Source organism: Streptomyces sp. NPDC026589, from assembly GCF_040638385.1.
In the GTDB taxonomy this organism is placed as follows: Bacteria; Actinomycetota; Actinomycetes; order Streptomycetales; family Streptomycetaceae; genus Streptomyces.
Genome location: NZ_JBEZYG010000068.1, coordinates 1 through 1,932, shown reverse-complemented (window position 1 = coordinate 1,932; position 1,932 = coordinate 1). Strand labels below are relative to the sequence as shown.

3 protein-coding genes and 1 pseudogene are annotated in these 1,932 nt (G+C 66.3%); 1 reads left to right on the top strand and 3 read right to left on the bottom strand.

Translation table 11 applies throughout. From position 1 onward, the window contains the following. Positions 1–164: 164 nt before the first annotated feature. Together AB0F29_RS41520 and AB0F29_RS41515 are read right to left on the bottom strand one after the other, a co-directional pair. Entirely contained in the window at positions 165–404 is a 240-nt protein-coding gene (locus AB0F29_RS41520) for a hypothetical protein (protein WP_361884188.1), read from the bottom strand. 569 nt (positions 405–973) lie between these two features. After that, positions 974–1,192 (bottom strand): hypothetical protein, encoded by a 219-nt coding sequence (locus tag AB0F29_RS41515; protein ID WP_361884192.1) that lies wholly within the window; start codon positions 1,190–1,192, stop codon positions 974–976. On the opposite strand from AB0F29_RS41515, the gene AB0F29_RS41510 reads away from it, so the two are divergent. After that, the gene (locus AB0F29_RS41510; protein WP_361884190.1) at positions 1,127–1,618 is read left to right on the top strand and encodes a hypothetical protein; all 492 of its coding nucleotides are present in this window, start codon (positions 1,127–1,129) and stop codon (positions 1,616–1,618) included. The two genes, AB0F29_RS41515 and AB0F29_RS41510, sit on opposite strands and share 66 nt — an antisense overlap. Here AB0F29_RS41510 and AB0F29_RS41505 read toward each other — a convergent pair. Next, positions 1,565–1,932 (bottom strand): annotated as a pseudogene (locus AB0F29_RS41505) (SMI1/KNR4 family protein); the annotation flags it as partial. The gene AB0F29_RS41510 and the pseudogene AB0F29_RS41505 sit on opposite strands and share 54 nt — an antisense overlap.

Sequence of the window (1,932 nt, the reverse complement as noted above, 5' to 3'; positions counted from 1 at the left end):
CCACCCCCGCAACTACCTGGCCTTTCTCGGCCTCGCCGCAGCCCTCTGCTGCTACAAGCGACTCCTCCGACTCACCACATAGGACACGGTCTTAGGCCGGCCGAAGGCGAAGCGGCGGCCCCGCCCTCAGTTCGGGTGCGGGGCCGCCGCAGTTGCGATCCGATTCAGCCGTGCAGCAGCCAGGGACGCACGTAGGCACGCAGCAGGTAGGGCAGCGCTCCGAGCACGTACACGGCGAGCGCGACGGTGGGGCGCACCCACCAGTGCTGATCGTCGGTGACGGGGACTGCCAGCGCCGTGGTCAGCGCGATGGCGCTGACCACGTACGTGTGCCGGGCCGTAATATCCGGCCCTGGGCTGGATGGCGTCGAGGGCGGCGCTGCGCTGCGCTGTGCCATGTTCATTGCAATCTCTCCTCTGTGCGGCGGTCGCGTGACCTATTCCGACCGCGTCGATTAGTGCGGTGTGCTGCAAATATAGGCGGCGCATTGCGATTTTGTGGAATTCGGAGAGATGCCTCCTTCTCCTCGGATAGGGTCCTGACCTGCAAAAGTGTGCGGTTTTCCTTCGCTTTTCCAGGCGTGAAATCAGGGTCCAAGCTGAGCGAAAAGTCAGCTGCTGGTACGTGACGGCACTGTGTGAAATCCTCCGTGCAGGCGAGCGGCTCTGTGCCTCTGTGGCCAGGGGGTTGCAAGTCTGCCTGATGCAGGGGGGGCGACCAGAAACGGTCAGGGAGCCGCATTTTTCCTGCCAGAACCAACTAGAAAAACCGTGGAACGTGAAACGCTTTTCCGCATGGGCGGGCCCCAGAATTCAGTACAGCATTGCGACGGGAAAAGATGCGGCACGGGAATTGGGCCGAAAAGTGCAGTCGTCAATTTGTCTGATATCGATTGATCGGTAATGGCCGACGCCCGCGCTGTTTGGCCCCGGCTCGGAGCAGTCCCCACGGATATGCCTGCCATGGGGGCGACTACGCCCCCGCCGCCGGAGTGCGGCCGGGCTTCGTCCGGCACAGGATCAGGGTGTGGAGTATCCGATCAAGGTCGGGCTGGTGCGCGCCGTGCCGGTTCTGCCGGACGGGGTCGGCTGGTGGTTCGAGCCGAAGCTCGACGGCCACCGCACCGTGCTGCGCCGCATCGAGGACGCCGTGGTCCTCTATGCCCGCGCCGGCCGCGACGTCACCAGCCATTGGATGGATCTTGCCGTCCCGGCCATGCGACTGCGCCCGGGGACCACCCTGGACGGCGAGGCGGTCATCTGGCGCGCGGGCCGCCTGGACTTCGCCGCCGTCCAGTCCAGGGCCGCCTCCTCGCTGGAGCGTGCCCGCGCCCTGGCGGCCCGTCACCCTCCTACGCCGCGTTCGACGTCCTGGAGCACCCCGACCACGGCCCCGTCGCCGCCCGCCCCTACACCGACCGCCGCGCCCTCCTGGCCGACCTCCTCAAGGACGTCGGCCCCCCGATCCAGGCCACCCCGGCCACCGACAGCCGGACACTCGCCCTCCTGGCTTTGTTCACGAGAACGGGTTCTGGCTCGCTTTCCGTGGAGTGGTTACGGAGAGTCAAATATTCGGTGCCGGACGATGCCTGGCGGGGTGGGCGCGAAGCTGGGGTGAGGTGAGTTCCAGGGCCCGGTTGTCGCGTCCGGCGCTCATGTGGTTGAGCCAGCGTTCGTACCAGTCGAGGAAGTCGGTGGCGGAGGAGACGTTGGGGCCCCAGAACCCGTCGCTGTTGCCGATGAGGACGCGGCCGGTGAGGGGACCGGTTACCGCGATGACGCATACGTCGGTGCAGCCCATTTCGATGACGTGGAGGAAGAGGTCGCGTCCGTGACACCCAGGTTCTGCGTCGTCGAATCCGCGGGGTGCTAGCGGTTCCTCACGCGGGTTCATGACGAGCAGGGAACACTGTTCCAGCGGCATGAGGCCGT

Bases quoted from the DNA above. Each gene is read 5' to 3' on its own strand.
- AB0F29_RS41520 (WP_361884188.1), bottom strand. From the start codon at position 404: ATGAACATGGCACAGCGCAGCGCAGCGCCGCCCTCGACGCCATCCAGC.
- AB0F29_RS41515 (WP_361884192.1), bottom strand. From the start codon at position 1,192: ATGGCTGGTGACGTCGCGGCCGGCGCGGGCATAGAGGACCACGGCGTC.